15 protein-coding genes and 1 tRNA gene are annotated in these 14,695 nt (G+C 70.6%); 7 read left to right on the top strand and 9 right to left on the bottom strand.

All coding sequences use genetic code 11. The annotated features are described in order from the left end of the window. The first annotated feature begins 22 nt into the window (after window positions 1–22). A complete protein-coding gene (gene speD / locus ACWJIO_RS10870) occupies window positions 23–514 on the top strand; it encodes an adenosylmethionine decarboxylase (protein ID WP_480313348.1) in 492 nt (163 codons plus the stop codon). Here the strand turns inward: speD and larE are convergent. Next, window positions 483–1,364: an ATP-dependent sacrificial sulfur transferase LarE gene (larE, locus tag ACWJIO_RS10865; protein WP_480313347.1), complete on the bottom strand. Its 882-nt coding sequence runs from the start codon at window positions 1,362–1,364 to the stop codon at window positions 483–485. The genes speD and larE overlap by 32 nt on opposite strands. A 115-nt stretch (window positions 1,365–1,479) precedes the next feature. Between larE and ACWJIO_RS10860 the strand changes: the two genes are divergently transcribed. Beyond that, window positions 1,480–2,688 (top strand): cob(I)yrinic acid a,c-diamide adenosyltransferase, encoded by a 1,209-nt coding sequence (locus ACWJIO_RS10860; RefSeq protein ID WP_480313346.1) that lies wholly within the window; start codon window positions 1,480–1,482, stop codon window positions 2,686–2,688. A 26-nt stretch (window positions 2,689–2,714) separates the two neighbouring features. On the opposite strand, the gene moeB is transcribed toward ACWJIO_RS10860, so the two are convergent. Both moeB and ACWJIO_RS10850 read right to left on the bottom strand, forming a co-directional pair. Beyond that, window positions 2,715–3,887, bottom strand: coding sequence for a molybdopterin-synthase adenylyltransferase MoeB (gene moeB / locus ACWJIO_RS10855; RefSeq protein ID WP_480313345.1), 1,173 nt, complete (start codon window positions 3,885–3,887; stop codon window positions 2,715–2,717). Between the two features lie 39 nt (window positions 3,888–3,926). Then, window positions 3,927–4,376, bottom strand: a complete 450-nt coding sequence (locus ACWJIO_RS10850; protein WP_480313344.1) for a M67 family metallopeptidase — start codon at window positions 4,374–4,376, stop codon at window positions 3,927–3,929. A 45-nt stretch (window positions 4,377–4,421) separates the two neighbouring features. Between ACWJIO_RS10850 and ACWJIO_RS10845 the strand changes: the two genes are divergently transcribed. Next, window positions 4,422–4,826 (top strand): CAAD domain-containing protein, encoded by a 405-nt coding sequence (locus ACWJIO_RS10845; protein ID WP_480313343.1) that lies wholly within the window; start codon window positions 4,422–4,424, stop codon window positions 4,824–4,826. Window positions 4,827–4,851: 25 nt separating this feature from the next. Here ACWJIO_RS10845 and ACWJIO_RS10840 read toward each other — a convergent pair whose 3' ends face one another. Continuing rightward, window positions 4,852–5,745 (bottom strand): fructosamine kinase family protein, encoded by an 894-nt coding sequence (locus ACWJIO_RS10840; RefSeq protein ID WP_480313342.1) that lies wholly within the window; start codon window positions 5,743–5,745, stop codon window positions 4,852–4,854. A gap of 35 nt (window positions 5,746–5,780) precedes the next feature. Here ACWJIO_RS10840 and crtD point away from each other — a divergent pair, with 35 nt between their 5' ends. After that, window positions 5,781–7,346 carry a C-3',4' desaturase CrtD gene (gene crtD, locus ACWJIO_RS10835; protein ID WP_480313341.1) on the top strand — a complete coding sequence of 522 codons (1,566 nt, stop codon included), beginning with the start codon at window positions 5,781–5,783 and terminating at the stop codon, window positions 7,344–7,346. Here the strand turns inward: crtD and ACWJIO_RS10830 are convergent. After that, complete coding sequence (locus tag ACWJIO_RS10830) at window positions 7,309–8,208, bottom strand: prephenate/arogenate dehydrogenase (RefSeq protein ID WP_480313340.1); 900 nt, start codon at window positions 8,206–8,208, stop codon at window positions 7,309–7,311. The two genes, crtD and ACWJIO_RS10830, sit on opposite strands and share 38 nt — an antisense overlap. A 55-nt stretch (window positions 8,209–8,263) precedes the next feature. Between ACWJIO_RS10830 and ACWJIO_RS10825 the strand changes: the two genes are divergently transcribed. The 3 genes from ACWJIO_RS10825 (at window position 8,264) to ACWJIO_RS10815 (ending at window position 10,491) form a co-directional block, all read left to right on the top strand. Beyond that, window positions 8,264–9,772: a helicase gene (locus ACWJIO_RS10825; protein WP_480313339.1), complete on the top strand. Its 1,509-nt coding sequence runs from the start codon at window positions 8,264–8,266 to the stop codon at window positions 9,770–9,772. A gap of 48 nt (window positions 9,773–9,820) precedes the next feature. After that, a complete protein-coding gene (locus ACWJIO_RS10820) occupies window positions 9,821–10,063 on the top strand; it encodes a DUF2839 domain-containing protein (RefSeq protein ID WP_480313338.1) in 243 nt (80 codons plus the stop codon). Between the two features lie 95 nt (window positions 10,064–10,158). Further along, entirely contained in the window at window positions 10,159–10,491 is a 333-nt protein-coding gene (locus ACWJIO_RS10815; RefSeq protein ID WP_480313337.1) for a DUF1815 family protein, read from the top strand. A gap of 32 nt (window positions 10,492–10,523) precedes the next feature. Here ACWJIO_RS10815 and recA read toward each other — a convergent pair whose 3' ends face one another. The 4 genes from recA to ACWJIO_RS10795 all read right to left on the bottom strand — a co-directional run bounded on the left by recA (window position 10,524) and on the right by ACWJIO_RS10795 (window position 14,629). Further along, on the bottom strand, window positions 10,524–11,717 hold the full coding sequence (recA, locus tag ACWJIO_RS10810; RefSeq protein WP_480313336.1) for a recombinase RecA: 1,194 nt from the start codon (window positions 11,715–11,717) through the stop codon (window positions 10,524–10,526). Window positions 11,718–11,833: 116 nt separating this feature from the next. Beyond that, the gene (locus ACWJIO_RS10805) at window positions 11,834–12,583 is read right to left on the bottom strand and encodes an HAD family hydrolase (protein ID WP_480313335.1); all 750 of its coding nucleotides are present in this window, start codon (window positions 12,581–12,583) and stop codon (window positions 11,834–11,836) included. Window positions 12,584–12,744: 161 nt separating this feature from the next. Beyond that, window positions 12,745–12,816, bottom strand: a tRNA-Gln gene (locus tag ACWJIO_RS10800). Between the two features lie 214 nt (window positions 12,817–13,030). Then, complete coding sequence (locus ACWJIO_RS10795) at window positions 13,031–14,629, bottom strand: AAA family ATPase (RefSeq protein ID WP_480313392.1); 1,599 nt, start codon at window positions 14,627–14,629, stop codon at window positions 13,031–13,033. Window positions 14,630–14,695: the final 66 nt, after the last annotated feature.

Below are 14,695 nucleotides of genomic sequence, written 5' to 3'. Positions count from 1 at the left end.
CCTTCCACCTTGATCAGATTCGATGATCCAGACCCTGCCTTGCCTCCATCCCCACCCCGGATGGAACGCAGCCCAAGCCGCAGCACACGCCGCCGCCCAAGCCTCCAGCCAGCCTGCTCCGATCACCGACACCGTCGGAAAACACTGCATTCTCGAGCTCTACGGGTGCGATCACGCCCGGCTCGACGACGAAGCCTTTCTCAGGGACACCATCACCGCCGCAGCGAAACGGGCTGGTGCCACCCTTCTGAATCTGATCACCCACCGCTTCGAGCCCCAGGGCGTCACAGGACTGGCCCTGCTGGCCGAATCGCACATCTCCATCCACACCTGGCCGGAATCCGGCTACGCGGCGGTGGATGTGTTCACCTGCGGCGACCACACCATGCCCGAGCGGGCCTGTGCCGTGCTCGCCGAGGGGCTCGTCGCCGCCGAGCACAAGCTCACCAGCTTCCGGCGCGAAACCCCTGGGGCCATCCAGGTCAGCACCCGTCTCCCCGCTGAGGCGGCCTGAGAGGGGCGAGGCCGCGATTGAGCTTGCCGCTCACCAGGCCCTCCAGATCCACCGCCACGGCGGTGAACCCGAGGGCCAGGAAGGCCTCCACCAGCTGCCGTCGGCGGGAGCTATCCCGCCACTGCTCCAGGGCAACCGTGAGTTCCGACTCCGGCAATTCGATGCGGGCCGTCTCCCCCTGGCAGCGCACCCGCAGCCGGGGCCAACCCCGATCCAGCAACCAGGCCTCGGCTGCTGCCACCTGGTGCAACCGCGCCGCGGTGATCGGCTCGCCATAGGGGAAGCGGGAGGCCAGGCATGGTTGGGCAGGCTTGTCCCACCAGGGCAGGCCCAGGGCTCTGGAGATCTGACGCACCCCGGCCTTGCCGATGCCGAGCTCGGCCAGGGGTGAGCGCACCCCGTGCTCCCGCGCAGCACGGATGCCGGGGCGGTGGTCGCCGAGATCGTCGTGGTTGACGCCGTCGAGCACGATCGCATCGCCAGCTGCTGCGGCCACCGGTGCCAGCAGCCGATGCAATTCACGCTTGCAGGCGTAGCAGCGCTCAGAGGGGTTCGAGGCATAGGCCGGATCAGCCAGTTCAGCAGTGGCAATCTCCCGGTGGGCGATGCCCAGCCAGCGAGCCTGGGCGGCGGCCTCCTGGCGCAGGTGAGGAGCCAGGGCCGGCGATACCCCTGTGATGGCCAGCGCCGTGCTGCCGCATTGCTCCACGGCAATGGACGCCACCAGGGCGCTGTCCACCCCGCCGGAGTAGGCCACCACCACCCGCGGCAGGGCCGCCATGGCCTGCCGCAACGCCTCCAGCCTTTCCACGAGGCTGGGGGGCAGGCGCTCCAGGGGGGTGAACGTCAAGAAAGCAAGAGCGGGGGGACGGGGGCCGTGATTCGATCCTGGCAGCTGCGGCTGGCGGCTGGTCACCAAAGCGCCTGGTTGCGGTGGGTAGCATCGGCGGCGAAGCACGGCAGCGATGAGTCCGAGCACCACCGAGCCGTCTCGCCTGGGCCAGGGCAGCGCAGGCGGCGGATCAGCCAGCGGCAGCGCCTCGGGGATCGGCATCCGCACCGCCTCGGGCCGCGATGAACGCACCCATGGCCAGCTGCACGTGTATGACGGCGATGGCAAGGGCAAGAGCCAGGCCGCCCTTGGGGTGGTGCTGCGCACCATCGGCCTGGGAATCTGCGAGCAGAAGCGCACCCGGGTGCTGCTGCTGCGCTTCCTCAAGGGCCCTGGCAGGGCCTACGACGAGGATGCCGCCATCGAGGCCCTGCAGCAGGGTTTTCCCCATCTGATCGACCAGGTGCGCACCGGCCGGGGCGACTATTTCAGCGCCGAGCAGGCCACCCGCTTCGACCGCCAGGAGGCCCAGCGCGGCTGGGACATCGCCAAGGGCGCCATCGCCAGCAACCTCTACTCCGTGGTGGTGCTCGACGAGCTCAACCCCGTGCTCGACCTGGGCCTGCTGGATGGGGAGGAGATCTGCCGCAGCCTGGCCGCCAAGCCCGATGGCATGGAGGTGATCTGCACCGGCCGGGGCGCCCCGCGCCAGCTGGTGCAGCTGGCCGATCTGCATTCCGAGATGCGGGCCCATCGCCGCCATGGAGATGCCGCCACCGCCGCCGCAGGCCTCGACGGCATCGAGATCTACACCGGCGAGGGCAAGGGCAAGTCAACCAGCGCGCTGGGCAAGGCCCTGCAGGCGATCGGGCGGGGCATCAGCCAGGACAAGAGCCACCGGGTGCTGATCCTGCAGTGGCTCAAGGGAGGCACGGGTTACACCGAAGACGCGGCGATCGCCGCCCTGCGCGAGAGCTACCCCCATCTGGTGGATCACCTGCGCTCGGGCCGCGATGCGATCGTGTGGCGCGGCCAGCAGCAGCCCATCGACTACGTGGAGGCGGAGAGGGCCTGGGAGATCGCCAGGGCCGCCATCTCCAGCGGCCTCTACAAGACGGTGATCCTCGATGAGATCAACCCCACCGTGGATCTGGAACTGTTGCCCCAGGAGCCGATTGTGCAGACGCTGCTGCGCAAGCCAGCCGAAACCGAGGTGATTCTCACCGGCCGCTGCCGCAACCGACCCGCCTACTTCGACCTCGCCACGGTGCACTCCGAAATGGTGTGCCACAAGCACTACGCCGAGCGCGGCGTGGATCTCAAACGCGGGGTGGACTACTGAGCCCGAAGGCTCAGCAGTGCCTCAGCTCAGTAGCGCTGCACAGAGGGATCCACCTCCTGGCTCCAGGCGTCGATGCCGCCATTCACATTCACCCCTTCAATGCCGTGGCGGCCGAGGGCGATCAGGGCCTTGGCACTGCGGCCGCCCAGCTTGCAATGCACATAGAGCTGCTTGCCAGCGGCCAGCTGGCGCACCTGCTCAATGGCCTCGCCGCTCTCGATGTGGTCAAGCGGCACCAGCACCGCCCCGGGAATCACGGCGATGTCAGCCTCCGGGGGATTGCGAACATCCAGCAGCAGGATGTCTTGGAGCTGACCATCGAGCACGGTCTTGAGCTCCGCCACCGTGATGCTGGGCACACTGCCAGCCTCCTCCTGGCCCGGGGCCGTGCCGCCCACGCCGCAGAACTCCTGGTAGTCGATCAGCTTCTCAATGACGGGCCGCTCGGGGTTGGGGCGCAGCTTCAGCTCCCTGAACTTCATCCCCAGGGCATCGAACAGCAGCAGGCGGCCGCTGAGGGTGGTGCCCAGGCCGGTGATGATCTTCACCGCCTCCGTGGCCTGGATCACGCCGATGATCCCGGGCAGCACACCCACCACCCCGCCTTCGGCGCAGGAGGGCACCATGCCCGGCGGCGGCGGCTCGGGAAAGAGGTCGCGGTAGTTGGGGCTTTCGGCATCCAGATTGAACACCGTGGCCTGACCCTCGAAGCGGAAGATCGAGCCGTAGACGTTGGGTTTGCCCAGCAGCACGCAGGCGTCGTTCACCAGGTAGCGGGTGGGGAAGTTGTCGGTGCCGTCGCAGACCAGGTCGTAGGGCTCGAGGATCGCCAGGGCGTTCTCACTGGTGAGAGCCGTCTCGTAGAGGTCCACCTGGCAGTGGGGGTTGATCTCGAGGATGCGGGCCTTGGCCGACTCGATCTTGGGCTTGCCCACCCAGCTGGTGCCGTGGATCACCTGGCGCTGCAGGTTGGAGTGGTCCACCACGTCGAAATCGACGATGCCGATGCGGCCCACGCCGGCAGCGGCCAGATAGAGCAGCAGGGGCGAGCCCAGGCCACCGGTGCCCACGCAGAGCACGGAGGAGGCCTTGAGGCGCTTCTGGCCCTCCATGCCCACCTCCGGCAGGATCAGGTGGCGCGAAAAGCGCACCACCTCATCGGGGCTGAGCTGGACTCCAGTGGTGTCGGGGGGGAGCATCGGCGGAGAGGGGCCGGGGCCAGACAGCCTCGGGCCAGGTCAATGCTCCATTCTCCACGGCAGCCGCCTGGGCTGGGTTTCCCCCTCTTCAAGCCACCAGGCGTGCGTCTCGCCGTGGCGACCCAGAATCACCATCAGGGCTGGGGTGCAGCTGAGGGCCCGGTCGGTGGGCGAGGGTTCCGCAGCACTCTGCGGGTGGCTGTGGGCAGAGCCCAGCACCTGCAGCCCCTGCTGCCTCGCCCAGCGCTGGGCCAAGAGTTGTTCCCTCGGATCAATGGCGAAACGGCGCTGCCGCTCCCCGGGAGGCGACCACACGTTCAGACAGGGCCAGAGCCGCTGCAGCTGCCAGCACTGGTCAACGCCATGCCCCGGGCGCGAGCCCAGCAGCAGGCAGCAGCCCTCTTCGGGCGCAGCGGAGCGCAGCACGGCGGCCAGGGCGGTGAGCAAGCCGGGATCAACAGCCAGGCCGGTTGGCGCGTCGGAGGGCACCCCGATACCTTATGGGTCACTGTGAACCGGAGCCCGGCCCAGGCCATGAGCGACACCCCTACCCCCACGGTTGAAACCGAGCCCATGGCCGACGCTGATTCCACGTCGACCCCGGAAGCCCCTGCGGGCGACGGCATCGACACTGCCGCGTTCAAGGAGCGCTACAAGGAGGTTCTCGGCACCATCAACCAGACGCTCGGCCAGATCGACTGGAGTCAGATGGGTCGGATCGGCAAGGCCGGCGGCATCCTGCTGGTGGTGATCATCGCCCAGATCCTGATCAAGGGCGTGCTCGACACCGTCAACCTGCTGCCCGTCGTGCCTGGGCTGCTTGAGCTGCTCGGCCTGGTGGTGGTGGGCCAGTGGGGCTGGAAGAACCTCACCACCAGCGAAAAGCGCAGCGCCGTGGTCAACAAGCTGCAGACACTCCGCAACGAGTATCTGGCCTGACGGACTCCTGGCCGTCCCCCTGGCCTCAGGGGGCTTTCAGCAGGCTGAGCATCGACGCTTCGGCCTGCCTGCGGTAGCCACCGCCGAACAGGTTGGCGTGGTTGAGCAGGTGATACAGGTTGTAGAGCTCCACACGGCCCGCCGCCCCGCTGGGCAGGGGCCATGCGGCCTGATAGGCCGTAAAAAAGCTGGTGGGGAATCCCCCGAACAACTGCGCCATGGCCAGGTCCACTTCGCGGTCGCCCCAGTAGGCGGCGGGGTCGAACAGGGCCGCGCCGCCGCCGCGGAGCAGCCCGGCATTGCCGCTCCAGAGGTCGCCGTGCACGAGCACCGCTTCCGGCCCATGGGCGGCAAGCCGCTCGTGCGCCCGCTCCAGAACGGCCTCCGCGCTGGCGAAGGCCTCTCCCCGGGCCGCCGCCATGGCCAGCTGGGGCTTCAGGCGACGCTGCACGAAGAAGCTGGCCCAACCGGGGAGCCAGCCGTTGGCCTGGGGAGCTGAGCCGATGAAGTTGTCGGCCTCGAAGCCATAGCCCCGGCCGCCCTCCCCTCCCCTGCTGGCCCGATGCAGCTGCGCCAGGCCCTGACCCAGCTGCGACCAGCCCCCAGTGCTCCCGGAGGCCAGGTCCAGCCAGGGCAGCACCAGCACCGCCTGCTCGCCCACCAGCTCCAGGGCCAGGGGCTGGGGCACCCGCAGACCGGCCGGCGGCCAGGCCCCCAGGGCGGCCAGCCCGGTGGCCTCGGCCTCCAGCAGCGCCATGGCGCCGCTGCCGCCGGTCTTGGCAAAGACGCTCGTGCCCTCGGCATCCACCAGCCGCCAGGCTCGATGGATGCAGCCGCCTGCTACGGGGGTCTGGGCGATGGGCCGGAAGCCCAGCCGGGCGTCACACCAGGCGGCCAGGGGCTTGGAGGGGACACTCACCACGGCGCCGCAGACCTGCCTGCCAGCATGCCGCCATGGCAGAGGTGCTCGACGTGGCGGTGGTGGGGGCCGGCATCGCCGGACTCACGGCCGCGGCGCTGCTGGCCGATGCGGGCCTGGCGGTGGAGCTGATCGAGGCCCACGACCAGTGCGGTGGCTGCGCCGGCACCTTCCGACGCGGCCCCTACGTGTTTGACGTCGGGGCCACCCAGGTGGCCGGCCTGGAGCCCGGCGGCAGCCATGCCCGCCTCTTCCAGCACCTGGGCATCGACCTGCCGGCCGCCCGTCCCCTCGATCCGGCCTGCGTGGTGCACCTGGGTGATGGCAGCGCCCCGGTCAGGCTGTGGCGCGACCCCGAGCGCTGGCGGCAGGAGCGGCTGAGCCAGTTTCCGGGCAGTGAGCCCTTCTGGCGCCTCTGCGCGGCCCTGCACCGCGCCAACTGGGGCTTCGCAGCCCGGGACCCTGTGCTGCCACCGCGCAATGGCTGGGATCTGGGCCGGTTGCTGGGGGCTCTTCGGCCCGCCAACCTGGCCAGCGGCCTGTTCGCCGCGGCCAGCGTGGCCGACCTGCTGGCCCTGGTCGGCTGCGGGCACGACCAGCGGCTGCGCCGCTTTCTGGATCTGCAGCTGCGGCTCTACTCCCAGGAGCCCTCCGACCGCACCGCCGCCCTCTACGGGGCCACGGTGCTGGCCATGGCCCAGGAGCCCCTGGGGCTCTGGCACCTGGAGGGCTCGATGCAGAGCCTGAGCGCGGCCCTGGAGCAGGCCCTGGACCAGGCTGGGGGTCGCCTGCGCCTGGGGCACCGGGTGGAGCGGCTGCAGCGGCAGGGCGAGGGCTGGCAGCTCCAGGGGCAGCGCTGCGGCCTCCAGCGCCAGGCAGAGGGCTTTGAACGCACGGCCCGCGACCTCGTGCTGGCCATCCCGCCCCAGGGCCTGCCCCAGCTGCTGGACTCCCCCACCCTGGGGGCGCCCTACCGACGCCGGCTCGACCAGCTGGCTGATCCCTCCGGGGCCCTGGTGCTCTACGGGGCTGTGGATCGCCAGGCCCTGCCCGCGGACTGTCCCTGCCACCTGCAGCTGGCGTGGGACGATCCCGGCGCTCTGTTCGTGTCGGTGAGTCAGCCCGGCGACGGCCGGGCGCCGGAGGGGCAGGCCACCGTGATCGCCAGCGTGTTCACCCCGGCCCGCCCCTGGTTCAGCCTCGAACGGCAGGCCTACGGGGCGGCCAAGACCCGGGCCATGGCCGCCATCCAGCGGGGGTTGGAACAACTGCTCGGCCTGGACCCCTCCGCCTGGCGGCACCGCGAGCTCGCCACGCCGCGGGGGTTTGCCCGCTGGACCGGCCGTCCCTTCGGCTTCGTGGGCGGACTGGGCCAGCGACCGGGGAACTTCGGACCCTTCGGCCTGGCCAGCCGCACGCCGATCGAGGGCCTGTGGCTGTGTGGAGATGCGATCTACCCGGGCGAGGGCACCGCAGGCGTGAGCCTCTCGGCACTGATGGCCAGCCGCCAGCTGCTGGCGCGGCGGGGCCGCCGGCTGGACCTGCGGAGCGTGGCCCAAGAGCTCACAGAAACTGCGGGCGCAGCCGCTGACAGGCGCTGAGGTCGGCCTGCAGGGCGTCCCAGTCGGACGAGGCGAGGCGGTGCTCCAGGGCCTCAAGGCTGAGCCGGTAGGCCGTCAGGGCCTCCTGGAGGGCGATCCGGTTGCTGCGGGCCATCAGGGTCCCCAAGGCCGGATTGCCCCCTCCCACCCGGCTCATGTCGGCAAAGCCGCTGGAGGCCAGGGCGCGCACCAGATCCGGCAGCTCTCCCCCCTGGGCTCCGGCCGCGGCATCAACGCTCTGCAGCAGGGCGGCACTCACCAGCACCGGCAGATGGGAGATGAGGGCCGCAGCGCGGTCATGGGCCACCGCAGAGCAGCTGAGCGGCCGGGCACCGACCGCCTCGGCCAGGGCCCACACCAGCGCTGACGCCTCCTGCTCAGTCGCCTCCCCAGGCGTCAGCACCCAGGGCCGGCCGCGAAACAGCCCCGGTACGCCCGCCTCCACACCGGCGGCCGCCGTTCCGGCCATGGGATGGCTGGCCACGAAGCGGGGATGCAACCCTGACCAGCGCTCCAGCACCGGAGCCTTGACCGAGCCCACATCGGTGACCACCGCCGCCGGTGGCAGGGCCTGCACCAGCTGGGGGGACGGCTCCAGCAGGCCATCGAGGGGCAGGGCCAGCACCACCAGGGAACAGTCCTGCAGCAGCGCCGGGTCATCGCTCACCGCCGTGGCCAGCTGGCGCTGCCGGGCGCGTTCCGCCGTGGCTGGGCGCCGCACCAGGGCCCGCACCTCGAGACCCAGGGCCTGCAGATCGAGGCCGAGGGAGCCGCCGATCAGGCCCAGCCCCACGATGCCGACAGGCCCCTGCAGGGCGGTCGGAGATTCTGGCGGGATCGCCGACGGCGGTGCTGTTGTCATGGTTGCAGTGCCACCCGTCCAGCTTCGTACGATTCAGGCCCCCGGCTGACGGCGGATGCTTGAGGCCCACGCCCACCACGAGCTGAAAGCACTGCTGCAGCGGGAGGGGCGTGGTGCTCATGATGCCTGGCCCCACCAGCTCAGCCTCTGCCGGCTGGTGGCCCGCAGCCTGCGGCGAGGCGACCGCACCTTGGTGCGCCTGACACCCGGCAGCGACCCCAGCTGGCTGCTGGGGTTGCTGGTGCCGCTGGCCCTCGGCGAGACCCCGGTGGTGCTGGTGCTCAGCCAGGGCCTGCGGCAGCGCCTGCTGCAGGTGGAGCTGGCCCGCCTCAGCAAGGCCGGCCTCAGCCTGCCCTGCTACGAGGGCGATGACCCGGGCAACGCCAAGGTGTGGCTGCTGGATGTGCCTGAGCTGGTGAACGCCTGGCGCAGCGGCCAGCTGAAAGGGCGTCAGCTGGTGATCCCGGAGGCCGAGCAACTCGACTCCCGCCTGAGGGTCAGCCTGGCGCTGCGGCTCGACGCCGCTGACTGGGAACGGCTGGCCCGCGCCCATCCCGCGCTGCGGACCGGCCTCGGCGAGCTGTACAGCCGCATGAGCCGCCAGGTGATGGCCCATCCGGGCGGGGCGAGGCGACCGCTGCTGCTGGCCCCGGAAGACGAGGCCCCCTTGCGCCAGCTGCTGGGGCTGCTCGATCCCCTGCCCGAGCCCTGGGCGGCCTGGCGATCCAGTGGCGGCGATGGCTGGGTGAGCTGGACGGAGCTGGAGCCCACCAGGGCAGCCGAGGCCGCCTCCGTGGGGGGTCTGCCGCCGGCCGCGCGGCTGCTGCAGTGGAGCCTGCACCGCCAGCCGCTCGAACCCCTGCGGGTGCTGGAGGGCCTGTTGGAGGGGCAGGGCGCCGTGGTGGTGGCGGAGCTGGCCAGCACGGTCGGGCAGCTGCGGCTTCCGGGTGGCCCGGCCCTCGGGCTCGATCCCGACGTCTGCGTGGATCTGGGGGCGGAGCCCCTGGCAGATCCTCTGCCCCTGTATGCCCCGCTGCGCCAGCCCCTGCCCAACAGTCCGCGCTACGGCGAACACCTGCTGGAGCAGTGCCGCCGCCTGGTGCTCGGCCAGGGGGGCCTCACCCTGGTGCTGCTCGATGATGCGGGACTGCGCCTCTCCCTGGCCAGCGCCCTGGCGGCCGAATTCGGCAGTCGGGTGGTGCACGAGCACACGACGCCCGAGAGCCATGGTGTGGTGTGCGCCCGCTGGAGCTGGTGGCTGACCCACCAGGGCCGCATGCCCGATCCTGCTCAGATCGTGGTGGCGCTCCTGCCCATTGCCAGCCTCGACGATCCCCTCACCGCCGCCCAGGTGCTGGCCCTGCGCCGGGAGGGGCGCGACTGGTTCCGCGAGCGCCTGCTGCCCGACGGCCTCACCCGGCTGCAGCTGGCCGTGGGGGGCTTACGGCGCCAGGGGGGCCGGCTGGCGGTGCTGGACGGCCGCCTGAGGGGAAGGAGCTGGGGACGCCAGGTGCTGCGGGCCCTGGAGCCCTGGGTCAATCTCAGCCGCCTGCTGCCCCACTAACGCTGGCCGTAGCCTGAGCGCACGCATCGAGTTCCAGGAGCTGCACCCATGGGCGAGGCCCGCCGCCGCGAGAGTCAGGGACTGCCCCCGAGGGCCCCGAAGCGCACGGCCACGCCCGACACATCGCCGCGCCTCATCTCTTGGCTGCCCCTCACCCGCAACCAGGCCGATCGCTTCGTCTCCCTCACCACCCGGGGCGCCTGGGTGGGGATCGGCGCCCTGGTGCTGTTCTGGCTCACGGTGCGCTTCATCGGCCCTGGCCTGGGCTGGTGGGCCCTGGCCGACGGCTGAGACGGCATGTGCCAGACCATCCGTCAGGAGGTGAGCATTCATACTCACGCAAATTGGAAGAAAAGCTTAGGGTTGGCCGACAGTGAGTTTCGGCCATGTTTCCCCGGCTCGCGGAGCAGTACCGCTCCGTTGTTCAAGATCTGGTGATGAGCCTCCAGGCCCTGGCCTCGAGCCTCCAGGCCCGAGGCATGGCAGCCACTTGCTACAGCTGCGGGGACGGCCGCGACGGCCACGGGGCTTCCTTCGTCGCCAATCTCGGCGCCAATCACATGGTGCGGTTCCTGGTGTCCGATTTCGGCATCAGCTGGATTGAGTCCCGCAACGGCCATGAACTGGTCAAGCTGGAAGGCGCCGAGGCCATCCAGGAGCTGCAACGGGTGGCCCAGGTGCTGCAGAGCGGCCCCGCCCCTGAGGCCGCCGTGGCCTGAGGGGCGTTCAGGGCTCAGCCTGCCCGCCTGGGTCATCCGGCCACCGGCAGATCGCCCGCCCCAGGGGCCCCAGGCCCCTCCTCAGGGCTCACCGCCTGGACAACGGCAGCAGCCTTGGCCGCGGCGGCCAGAGGCTTGAGCGAGTTGGCCATCACCTCGGAGCCTTCCTTGAGCATCTGACGGGTGCGTTGCTCAATCTCCAAGGCCTTGTGGGGGTTCTGCTCCAGCCAGGTGATGGTGTTGTCGCGCCCCTGGCCGATGTTGTCGCCCTCGTAGCTGTACCAGGCGCCCTTGCGGATCACCACGGCGGTTTCCTCGGCCAGGTCCAGCAGGCAGCCCAGGGTGCTGATGCCGCGGCCGAAGAGGATGTCGAATTCGGCGATCCGGAACGGCGGGGCCACCTTGTTTTTGGCCACCTTCACCTTGGCCCGGATGCCGTACTCCTCGGTGCCGCGCTTGAGGGTCTGGATGCGGCGGATGTCGAGACGCACCGAGGCATAGAACTTGAGGGCATTGCCGCCGGTGGTGGTCTCCGGGCTGCCATAGGTGACGCCGATCTTCTGGCGCAGCTGGTTCAGGAAGATCACCGTGCAGCCGGACTTGCCGATGTTGCCGGTGATCTTGCGCATCGCCTGGCTCATCAGGCGGGCCTGGCTGCCCACGGCCAGATCACCCATCTCGCCCTCAATCTCAGCCCGGGGGGTGAGGGCTGCCACGGAATCGACCACCACGATGTCCACGGCGGCGGAGCGCACCAGCTGGTCGACGATCTCCAGGGCCATCTCGCCGGTGTCCGGCTGCGACACCAGCAGATTCTCGATGTCGACGCCAAGTGCCGCCGCGTAGACCGGATCGAGGGCGTGTTCCGCATCCACGAAGGCGGCCACGCCTCCCCGCTTCTGCACCTCGGCGATCGCATGGAGGGTGAGGGTGGTCTTGCCGGAGCTCTCCGGCCCGTACACCTCCACCACCCGGCCCTTGGGGTAGCCGCCGCCGAGGGCCAGATCGAGGGTCAGGGCCCCGGTGGAGACGGTCTCGACCCGCATGCGGGAGGCGTCCCCCAGGCGCATGATCGAGCCCTTGCCGAAATTCCGCTCGATCTGGTTGAGCACCAGGCCGAGCGCCTTGTCCCGCTCGGCGGCGGCCCGGACATCGGCGGGGGAAGTCGGAGCCCCCGAGGAGGCAGCGGCAGAGACGTAGGAAGCGGCCTTGGAATCAGCAGGCATGGAATCGGATCAACGATGGAACGGGCCGCGGAGCCATCCTGCGACCACTGGATTGTCAGTACCACCCGCGAAGGCCGGCGTCTCAATCGAGCCTAGTACGCACGTACTCTAACGGTTCAGGGCCAGGTTGCCAGGGGGGCCGCGAACCGCTCCGGCGTGAGCCAGTGGAGCCGGGCCGGCAGCTCCAGGCCATCGCGGGGCCCCAGGTAGCCCCAGCTGACCAGAAAACAGCGCACCGCCACCAGCTCCGGATCAGCGGCCACCAGCTCCAGGGTGGGGCGGCGGTCTTCGACGAACCAGAGCCGGGGGTGGTCGAGCTGCAAGCGGCGCAGCACCTCGGGCTTGCTGCCCTGGTCATGGCCATAGAGCGCCCGGGGCTCCAGCCCCGCACCGCGCAGGATCTCGCGGGCGAAAGCGGCGCCCTTGGTGGTGAGCACGGCCCAGCCGCTGCTCTCCCCTTCCAGCTGCCGCAGGCGCTCTACCACGTTGGGATAAAACCGATGCAGGGCCAGCCAGGCGGCGGGATCGGCGGCGATCGCCTCCGTCCGCACCTGCTCCAGCATCCCCTGAAGCTGCCTTTCGCTCCAGCCCCAGCGGGCCAGGGCCAGGGGCACGGCCTCGCCGTAGCCGGCCACGAGCCCCTCGAGGTCGAGGTCGTGGCGCGACAGCTCGGCGGCCATCAGCACCATCTCCCAGCCCTTGTGAATCAGGGGGCGCAGGCGCGCAAAGGCCGCGGGGGGCTGTCGCGGCCAAGCCAGGCCGGGCAGCAGCCGCTCGGCGGCGCTGCTGGCCGCCCACCAGTACTCGGCCATCCCGTCGACCAGGACGCCGTCGAAGTCGAACACAAGCAGCGGAGAGCCAGCCATCGGGGCTTACTCAGAGGGGGAGGTGCTGAGACCCCGGTCCAGGCGGGACGGCCCGGGGCAGGGGGGGCCGGTGCGGTGCGGTGCGGTGCGACGCAAACCGAAGTGGGCCCAGGCCGGGACAGACAGGCTGGGGCACGGTCTGAGCCGGGAGGGAGTTGAAACTGGGCCGCTAGGATTCGAACCTAGGAATGGCGGGACCAAAACCCGCTGCCTTACCACTTGGCGACGGCCCATTACTGGCCCCTTGACGGGCTTGCCGCTGAACTGACTGGCCACTGAGGGAACATCCCCCAGGGACAGGGAGCTCTGCGCGGAAGCATCCCAGGAACGCTAGGCCACACGGGAGGAATCTCCGAGCGGCTGTCACCCCAGATTCACCAGGGCCTAGCTAGTTACCCACAACGCCTGGTCCTTCGTCAACGCCTGGCCGCCGATCGCTCCGGAGCATCAGGCCGGGAACAGGCGCAGACGCTGGTCGCCAGCGTGGCCAAACACTGCTGAGCGCACCCGGTAGCGGCCGGCCAACTCGCTCTGCAGCTGGCGCACGCGCCCGCTGCGGGGCAGCAGCTCCACCGGCTGGCCCCGGGCCAGCACCACCTGCTCCAGCGCCAGCCGGCACTCTTCCAGAGCCGCGTGGGCATCGTCTGCCGCAGCGGCGTCCAGGGCGGGTTCCTCGGCTGGGCGGCGGCGGGCCAGCAGCCGCTCCAGGGCGCGCTGCAACTGGGGCAGGGCGGCACTCTTGATCACCAGGATCGGCAATCCCAGGTCCTGGGCCTGTCGACGCACGTGGGGATCGCGGCCGAGCTGCTGGCGGGCGCTGAGCACCACATCGGCCAGCTCCACACTGCCCACCACCTCCACGGGCAGCTGGCGGGCCCGCACCACCTGCTCGAGCAGGCTGCGGCTGACCCCGGCGCCGTAGACCCTCAGCGGGGCCCGGCAGGCCGGGCCCATCTCAACCTCCAGGGGCTGCGGCTCGAGGCCGACAGCGGCTGGCAGCGGGTCAAGGTCCAGCAGCGGCAGGGGGCGCTGGCTCAGACGGGGCGCTGCCGGGGGGATCGGGCCCCGCGTCGCCAGCGGCGGATCCCGGAGCTGGAGTCGGCCATCGGGGCCGAGCTCCCGCACCTGGGGCCGGGCCACCTGGCCCCGCAGCAGCAGGTCCACCGTGCCGGCCACTTCGTTGTGGATCAGCCAGCGATGGCGGCTGTGCATCTCCACCGCCAGGGGGAAGGTGGGCTCGGCGGCCCGCTCCAGCACGGTCTTCTGGGTCCGGCGCCGTCGAGCCTCCTCGTCTCCCAGGGTCACCGACTGGATGCCGCCCACCAGGTCGCTGAGGGTGGGGTTCTTGATCAGGTTGGAGAGCTCATTGCCATGGGCCGTGGCCACCAGCATCACGCCCCGCTCGGCGATGGTGCGTGCCGCCTGGGCCTCCCGCTCCGTGCCGATCTCATCGATCACGATCACTTCGGGCATGTGGTTTTCCACAGCCTCGATCATCACTTCGTGCTGCAGCTCGGGGCGGGCCACCTGCATGCGCCGGGCCCGCCCGATGGCCGGATGGGGGATGTCGCCGTCGCCGGCGATCTCGTTGCTGGTGTCGATCACCACCACGCGCTTGCAGAGGTCGTCGGCCAGCACCCGGGCGATCTCCCGCAGGGCGGTGGTCTTGCCGACCCCTGGGCGCCCCATCAGCAGCAGCGACTGGCCTGAATCGAGCAGGTCACGCACCATCACCACCGTGCCGAACACGGCGCGACCCACCCGGCAGGTGAGGCCCACGACGGTGCCGGTGCGGTTGCGGATGGCGCTGATGCGGTGCAGCGTGGAGGCGATGCCGGCCCGGTTGTCGCTGCCGAACGCCCCCAGCTGACGCACCACCGCCTCCAGGTCAGCGCTCTGCACCGGTTGCGCTCCCAGCTCAATGGCCCGCCCCGGGTAGCGGGCTTCCGGAACCCGGCCCAGGTCGAGCACCACCTCGAGCAGCTGCTGGCGGCGCTCCTGGCTGGCCAGAGCTCTCTGCACCGGGTCCGGCAGCACGGCCAGCATCCGGTCGAGGTCATCGGTGACCCGCTGGCTGAACGGAGTGGAAGGCGGCGGCGGCCCGCCATCAGC

The sequence above is a fragment of the Paraciimarium castrense LEGE 11436 genome (assembly GCF_056633055.1).
This window is presented reverse-complemented; position numbering and strand designations above follow the sequence as displayed.

What these genes read in the sequence shown, in the direction of transcription:
- speD (WP_480313348.1), top strand. Translation starts at nt 23, where the DNA reads ATGATCCAGACCCTGCCTTGCCTCCATCCCCACCCCGGATGGAACGCA.
- ACWJIO_RS10860 (WP_480313346.1), top strand. Translation starts at nt 1,480, where the DNA reads ATGAGTCCGAGCACCACCGAGCCGTCTCGCCTGGGCCAGGGCAGCGCA.
- moeB (WP_480313345.1), bottom strand. Translation starts at nt 3,887, where the DNA reads ATGCTCCCCCCCGACACCACTGGAGTCCAGCTCAGCCCCGATGAGGTG.
- ACWJIO_RS10845 (WP_480313343.1), top strand. Translation starts at nt 4,422, where the DNA reads ATGAGCGACACCCCTACCCCCACGGTTGAAACCGAGCCCATGGCCGAC.
- crtD (WP_480313341.1), top strand. Translation starts at nt 5,781, where the DNA reads ATGGCAGAGGTGCTCGACGTGGCGGTGGTGGGGGCCGGCATCGCCGGA.
- ACWJIO_RS10830 (WP_480313340.1), bottom strand. Translation starts at nt 8,208, where the DNA reads ATGACAACAGCACCGCCGTCGGCGATCCCGCCAGAATCTCCGACCGCC.
- ACWJIO_RS10825 (WP_480313339.1), top strand. Translation starts at nt 8,264, where the DNA reads ATGCTTGAGGCCCACGCCCACCACGAGCTGAAAGCACTGCTGCAGCGG.
- ACWJIO_RS10820 (WP_480313338.1), top strand. Translation starts at nt 9,821, where the DNA reads ATGGGCGAGGCCCGCCGCCGCGAGAGTCAGGGACTGCCCCCGAGGGCC.
- ACWJIO_RS10815 (WP_480313337.1), top strand. Translation starts at nt 10,159, where the DNA reads ATGTTTCCCCGGCTCGCGGAGCAGTACCGCTCCGTTGTTCAAGATCTG.
- recA (WP_480313336.1), bottom strand. Translation starts at nt 11,717, where the DNA reads ATGCCTGCTGATTCCAAGGCCGCTTCCTACGTCTCTGCCGCTGCCTCC.
- ACWJIO_RS10805 (WP_480313335.1), bottom strand. Translation starts at nt 12,583, where the DNA reads ATGGCTGGCTCTCCGCTGCTTGTGTTCGACTTCGACGGCGTCCTGGTC.
- ACWJIO_RS10795 (WP_480313392.1), bottom strand. Translation starts at nt 14,629, where the DNA reads ATGCTGGCCGTGCTGCCGGACCCGGTGCAGAGAGCTCTGGCCAGCCAG.